4 protein-coding genes and 1 pseudogene are annotated in these 6541 nt (G+C 76.6%); 3 read left to right on the top strand and 2 right to left on the bottom strand.

The features are described from left to right. Nucleotides 1-1385: urease subunit alpha (locus GTR02_RS18485; RefSeq protein ID WP_166608955.1), on the top strand; the 1385-nt coding region annotated here is incomplete at its 5' end. Nucleotides 1386-1472: 87 nt separating this feature from the next. Further along, entirely contained in the window at nt 1473-2012 is a 540-nt protein-coding gene (locus GTR02_RS18480; protein WP_166608954.1) for a dihydrofolate reductase family protein, read from the top strand. 64 nt (nt 2013-2076) lie between these two features. Here GTR02_RS18480 and GTR02_RS18475 read toward each other — a convergent pair whose 3' ends face one another. Together GTR02_RS18475 and GTR02_RS18470 are read right to left on the bottom strand one after the other, a co-directional pair. Continuing rightward, nucleotides 2077-3603, bottom strand: a complete 1527-nt coding sequence (locus GTR02_RS18475) for a DHA2 family efflux MFS transporter permease subunit (protein ID WP_166608953.1) — start codon at nt 3601-3603, stop codon at nt 2077-2079. Nucleotides 3604-3608: 5 nt separating this feature from the next. Then, on the bottom strand, nt 3609-5771 hold the full coding sequence (locus GTR02_RS18470; protein ID WP_166608952.1) for a RecQ family ATP-dependent DNA helicase: 2163 nt from the start codon (nt 5769-5771) through the stop codon (nt 3609-3611). Between the two features lie 135 nt (nt 5772-5906). Here GTR02_RS18470 and GTR02_RS18465 point away from each other — a divergent pair. Then, a pseudogene (locus tag GTR02_RS18465) lies at nt 5907-6541 on the top strand (hypothetical protein); the annotation flags it as partial.

Below are 6541 nucleotides of genomic sequence, written 5' to 3'. Positions count from 1 at the left end.
TCCATGACGCGCGGCGACAGCAGGTGCACGTGGGTGTCCACGGCACCGGCACGAGCATCGTGTCCGGCGAGGGCCTGATCGCGACGGCCGGTGCCGTGGACACCCACGTGCACCTGCTGTCGCCGCGCGTCATGGAGGCCTCGCTGGCCTCGGGGGTGACGACGATCATCGGCCAGGAGTTCGGGCCGGTGTGGGGCGTCGGCGTGAACTCCCCGTGGGCGCTGCGGCACGCGTTCAACGCCTTCGACGCGTGGCCCGTGAACATCGGGTTCCTCGCGCGGGGTTCCTCCTCCGACCCGGGGCCCCTGGTCGAGGGCCTCGTCGAGGGCGGCGCCAGCGGGTTCAAGGTGCACGAGGACATGGGCGCGCACACCCGCGCGCTCGACACCGCGCTGCGGGTCGCGGAGGAGTTCGACGTCCAGGTCGCGCTGCACACCGACGGCCTCAACGAGTGCCTCTCGGTCGAGGACACCCTCGCCGTCCTCGAGGGCCGCACGATCCACGCGTTCCACATCGAGGGCTGCGGCGGCGGGCACGTCCCGAACGTCCTGCGGCTGGCGGGGGAGGCCAACGTCATCGGTTCCTCGACGAACCCGACCCTGCCGTTCGGTCGCGACGCCGTCGCCGAGCACTACCACATGATCATGTCGGTGCACGGGCTGCGGGCGGACCTGCCGGGCGACGAGGCCATGGCGCGCGACCGCATCCGCGCGGGCACGATGGGTGCCGAGGACGTCCTGCACGACCTGGGCATCATCCCGATCACGTCCTCCGACGCGCAGGGCATGGGCCGCGCGGGCGAGACCGTGCGCCGCACGTTCGCGATGGCCGGGAAGATGAAGGCGGAGTTCGGGGCCGCGGACCCGCGCCACGACAACGACCGCGCGCTGCGCTACGTCGCCAAGCTCACCATCAACCCGGCGATCGCCCACGGCCTCGCGCACGAGGTCGGCTCGCTCGAGGTCGGCAAGCTCGCCGACGTGGTCCTCTGGAGGCCGGAGTTCTTCGGCGCGAAGCCCGAACTCGTCCTCAAGGCGGGGTTCCCGGCCTACGGGGTCACGGGGGACCCGAACGCGTCCATCGACCGCGCGCAGCCCCTCGTGCTCGGCCCGCAGTTCGGCGCGCACGGGGCGACCGCCGCGGACCTGTCGGTGGCGTTCACGTCGCAGGCCGCGGCGGACGCGGGCAACGACGCCATGACGACCCGGCGACGCCGCGTCGGGGTCCGCGGCACCCGCGGCCTCGGCCCGGCCGCCATGCGGCGCAACGACCGCACCGCGCAGGTGCGGGTCGCGGCGGGGACCGGGCTCGTCACCGTCGACGGCGAACCGGTCAGCTCGCAGCCCGCGGAGCGGATCAGCCTGAACCGGCTCTACTTCCTCTGACCGCGCCGTCCGGGACGCGCACCGATGAGTTCGGCCGCGCGTCCCGGTCCAGGACCCGACAGCACCTCACCCGAAGGAGACACCACCGTGGGACGCATCGCGGCCGCCCTGTTCACGACCGTCGACGGCTCGGCCGAACGACCCGACCAGTGGCACGGCCCGTACTTCGACGAGGCCATGGGGCGCGCGATGGACAGCCACACCTCGCGCTGCGAGGCCTACCTCATGGGCCGCGTCCTCTACGACCAGTGGTCGCAGTACTGGCCGGGCAACGACACCGACGAGTTCGCCGACTTCATCAACCCGATCCGCAAGTACGTCCTCTCGACCACCCTGCAGCAGGCGGACTGGGAGGGGACCACGGTGCTGCCCGACCTCGACGCCGTGCGGGAGCTGCGCGAGCGCACCGAGGGCACGATCGGCCTGACGGGCAGCCTGCGGACGGTCCGGTCCCTGCTCGAGGCGGGGCTGCTGGACGAGCTCGTGCTGCTCGTCGACCCCGTCGTCGTCGGCGGTGAGCGGCGCTGGACCGACGACCTCGGGCGGACGCCGCTGGAGCTGGTGTCCAGCGAGGCCCTGCCCACCGGCGTGCTGCACCTCGTCTACCGGCCGGCCGCGCAGGACTGAGGCCGACGACCGCGGACCCGGTCCCCGCGGGGCCGTCGCGCGGGGCCGGTCCCCGGGGCGGCGGTCACGCGGGGCCGGGAGTCGCCGGCCCCGTGACCTCGCCCGTCGTCACCTCCGGGGCCGCCGTCAGCGGGGTGCCGTCCACGGCGCAGTGCCGCAGGTGGCGCCGGCGCGGGGCCGGCCGGGTCCCTGGCACGGTCGTGGCGGCCAGCACCGCAGCCACGACGAGCAGGCCCGTCGCCACCAGCAGGGCGGTGCGGAACCCCGCGGCGAACGCGACCGGGTCCTCGTAGACGTCGCCCGTGAGCCCCGCCACCGCCGGGACGACCGCGACGGCGAGCAGGCCGGCGGCCCGGGCCACCGCGTTGTTGACGCCCGAGGCGACGCCGGCGTGGCGCTCGTCCGCGGCGGCGAGCACCGTCGAGGTCAGGGGCGCCACGAGCAGCGCGAGCCCCAGGCCGAACACCGTCACCGCCGGCAGCACGTCGCGCAGGTAGGACGCCGACGTCCCGATCCGCAGCATCGCCAGCACCCCGGCCGCGCACACGAGCGACCCGAGGGTCAGCGGCAGCCGGGGGCCGGTGCGCTGCGCGAGCGCCCCGGCGCGCGCGGACAGCAGGAGCATCACGACGGTGACGGGCAGCAGCGCCGACCCGGCGGCCAGCGGGCTGAACCCCGACACGGACTGCAGGGCGACGACGAGCAGGAGGAACACCGCGCCGAGCGCGGCGTAGACCGCGAACGTCACCGCGTTGACGGCGGTGAACGTGCGGGAGGAGAAGATCGCCAGCGGCAGCATCGGGGCCGCGCTGCGGTGCTCGGCGACGAGGAACCCGGCGAGGGCCGCGAGCCCCGCGACGCCCGCCAGGAGGACCGCGGGGCCCGCGCCGGAGGGCGCCTCGATGAGCGCGTAGGTGATGCCCGCGAGACCCAGCGCGCCCAGCGCGGCGCCCGGGACGTCGACGCGGCCCGTGGCGGTCGGGTCGTGCGTCTCGGGCACGTGCCGGCGGGTGACCACGACGACGACCGCGGCGAGCGGGACGTTGACGAGGAACACCCAGCGCCAGGAGGCCACGTCGACGAGGTACCCGCCGAGCAGGGGGCCGATGGCGGTGGCGACCCCGCCGAGCCCCGACCACGCCCCGATGGCCCGGGCGCGGTCGGCCGGGGCGAAGGACGCCTGCAGCATCGCGAGGCTGCCGGGGGTGAGCAGGGCCGCGCCCACGCCCTGCACGGCGCGGCAGGCGACGAGGACCTCGTCCGTGGGGGCGAGCCCGCACAGCAGCGACGCGACCGCGAACCACGTGACGCCGACGACGAACACCCGCCGCCGGCCGTAGCGGTCGCCCAGCGCACCGCCCAGCAGGATCAGCGCCGCCAGGGTCAGCGTGTAGGCGGTCACGACCCACTGCAGCGCCGCGAAGGACGCCCCGAACTCCGCCCCGATGGTCGGCAGCGCGACGTTGACGACCGTCGCGTCGATGCCCGCGAGCCCGGAGCCGAGGATCGTGGCCAGCAGCACCCAGCGCGCCGCGGGCGTGCCCCAGCGCAGCGGCTCCGGCGGGCCGTCCGCAGCGTCCCCCGGAGCCACCGGGGTCAGTCCCCGCTGGCGAGCACGAAGGGGTGCACGGCCTCCGCGCCGGCGCGGCGCAGCATCCGCGACGCCACCGCGAGGGTCCAGCCCGAGCGGACGCGGTCGTCGACGAGCAGCAGCCGCCGCCCCGCGACGGGCGCCTCGTCGGGCAGCGTGAACCGGTCGGCGACCGCGGCCAGGCGGTGCGCGGAGTTCACGTCGCTGCGCGTCGCGCCGGCCCCCGGGCGCAGCTGGAACGACGTCAGCAGGGGCAGGCCCGTGTAGCGGGCCAGCCCCTCGGCGAGGTGGGCGACGAGCACGGGCCGCGACGCCGACGCCATCGCGACGACGCCGTCCAGGCCCAGGTCGCGGGCCCAGTCGTCGAGGACCTGCACGGCGGCGTGCCGCAGGCCGACGGGTGTCTCCCCGTCGGGGGCCCCGGGGGCGAAGAGCTCGCGGACGGCCGTGCCCCAGCCGAGGTCGGAGGTGCGGGCCACGGCGCGGCCCTCGCTCGGCCGCTCGGCCGGGGCGATCTTCCCGGTGAGGTCGATCCCCAGGGCGCCCAGCCCCGTGGGCCACATCTTCTTGGGTTCCACGGGCACGCCCGGCCGGTCGAGGTCGGCGCCCGCGGCGCTCACGGCGTCCGCGTCGACGTCCTGCGGCAGGGCGAAACCGCCGCACCGGTCGCAGCGCCCGCACGGGGCGGCCTCCGGGTCGTCGAGGGCCCAGCGCAGGAACTCCAGGCGGCACCCCGTGGTGGCCTGGTAGTCGAGCATCGACTGCTGCTCCACCGTGCGGGTCTCCGCCACCCGCGCGTAGCGCTCCGCGTCGTAGGCCCACGGCTGGCCCGTGGCGGTCCAGCCCCCGCTGACGCGGCGCACCGCACCGTCCACGTCGAGGACCTTGAGCATCATCTCCAACCGGCTGCGCCGCAGCGTGACCCGAGCCTCCAGGGCCGGCGTGGACAGCGGGCGCCCGGCGTCGGCGAGGACGCTGAGCGCGAGCCGGACGTCGTCCTCCGCGGGGAACCCGACCGAGGCGAAGTACTGCCAGATGTCGCGGTCCTCCCGCCCCGGGAGCAGGACGACGGCGGCGTCGTCGATCCCGCGGCCCGCGCGGCCGACCTGCTGGTAGTAGGCGATGGGCGAGGACGGCGCCCCGAGGTGGACCACGAAGCCGAGGTCCGGCTTGTCGAAGCCCATGCCGAGCGCGCTCGTCGCGACGAGCGCCTTGACCCGGTCGTGGATGAGGTCGTCCTCGGCCTGCAGCCGCTCCGCGTTGTCCGTCGCCCCCGTGTAGGGGGCCGCGGGGATCCCGTGGGCGTTCAGGTGCGCCGCGACGTCGGCCGCCGCGTCCTTGGTCAGGACGTAGACGATCCCCGACCCCGGCAGGTCGGGCAGGTGCTGGACGAGCCACGCCAGCCGGTGGGCCTGGTCGGGCAGCTGCAGGACGCCCAGGCGCAGCGACTCCCGGTCCAGCGACCCGCGCAGGACCAGCACGTCGTCGAGGGTGCGGGTCCCCGACACCGACAGCTGCTCGGCGACGTCGGCCGTCACGCGCGCGTTGGCGGTGGCCGTGGTGGCCAGCACGGGGATGCCGTCGGGCAGGTCGGCCAGCAGCGTGCGGATGCGGCGGTAGTCGGGGCGGAAGTCGTGGCCCCAGTCGGAGACGCAGTGCGCCTCGTCGACGACGAGCAGGCCCGTCGTCGCCGCCAGCTGCGGCAGCACCTCGTCGCGGAAACCGGGGTTGTTCAGCCGCTCGGGGGAGACGAGCAGGACGTCGACGGCCCCGGCGCGCACGTCGGCGTAGACCTGCCCCCACTGCTCGCCGTTGGTGGAGTTCACCGTCACGGCGTGCACGCCCGCGCGCTCGGCCGCCTGGACCTGGTTGCGCATGAGCGCCAGCAGCGGCGACACGATCACCGTCGGGCCGGCCCCCCGGGCCCGCAGCAGCGCCGTCGCGACGAAGTAGACGGCCGACTTGCCCCAGCCGGTCCGCTGCACCACGAGGGCGCGCCGGCGACCGGCGACGAGCGCCTCGATGGCCGTCCACTGGTCGTCGCGCAGGCGGGCCGCGGGGTCCCCGACCAGCCGGCGCAGCACCTCCTCGGCCTCCTCGCGCAGCGCCGGGGAGCCGGTGGGCGCGGGCGGCACGCCGGTGTCGTGCGGGGACGGGGCGGTGGGCATGGGGCGACTCTGCCACCCGCGGCCGACAGGACCGCCGTCGTCCACCGCGGGAGGTCCGGGACGGCCGTCCACAGCCCGGCTGTCCCCGCGGTGGTGACCCTCAAGCGCGGGCCTCCCGCGGTCGACACCCCACGGGTGAGCCCCGAGCACCGCACCGGCCACGCGACGGCCCTGCGGCCCGGCGCGGACGCCGCCGTGGCCGAGGACGACCTGCGCGCCGCCGACGTGCTCGGCTCCTGGTGCGGGTGGTTCGCGGCCGCGGACCTCGCCGACGAGGCCGACCTCGCGCTGCACCTGCTCACCACGCGCCCCACCGCGGCCGAGGGGCCGGACGCCCGCCGCGCGGCCGCGCACGACGAGGCCCGCCTGCTGCTGCTCGCCGGGCGCCCCGCGCAGGCCCTGCGCGCCCTGGCCCGGACGGGTGCGGGCGAGCTGCCCGCCGCCCCGGCCGACCGGCCCGGCGCCGCCCTCCTGGCCGCCTGCCGCGCGGCCGCCGGCGACGCGCAGGCGTACCGCTGGCTGCTCGCGGGGCTGCACGGCGGTGACTTCTCGGCGGGCTGGCAGGCCGCTTACCTCGTGGGGGCGGCGGCCGAGGCCCGCGACGACCGCGACACCGCCGACGAGATGTGGACCCGCGTCGTCGACCGGCACGGCATCCGCACGCCGCACACCCTGCGCCGCGCCGCCGTCGCCCGCACCGCCCGCCGCGAGGCCGCCGACGCGGGCGCCTCGGCGGCGGCCGCGGTCGAGGCGGCGGCGCTGCTCGAGGG

The organism is Kineococcus siccus (assembly GCF_009906795.1).
GTDB lineage: Bacteria > Actinomycetota > Actinomycetes > Actinomycetales > Kineococcaceae > Kineococcus > Kineococcus siccus.
Note: the sequence above shows the minus strand (reverse complement) of the source record. Positions and strands in the feature narration are given on the sequence as shown.

Excerpts from the sequence above, each read along its gene's own strand:
- GTR02_RS18470 (WP_166608952.1), bottom strand. The coding sequence starts at position 5,771 with ATGCCCACCGCCCCGTCCCCGCACGACACCGGCGTGCCGCCCGCGCCC.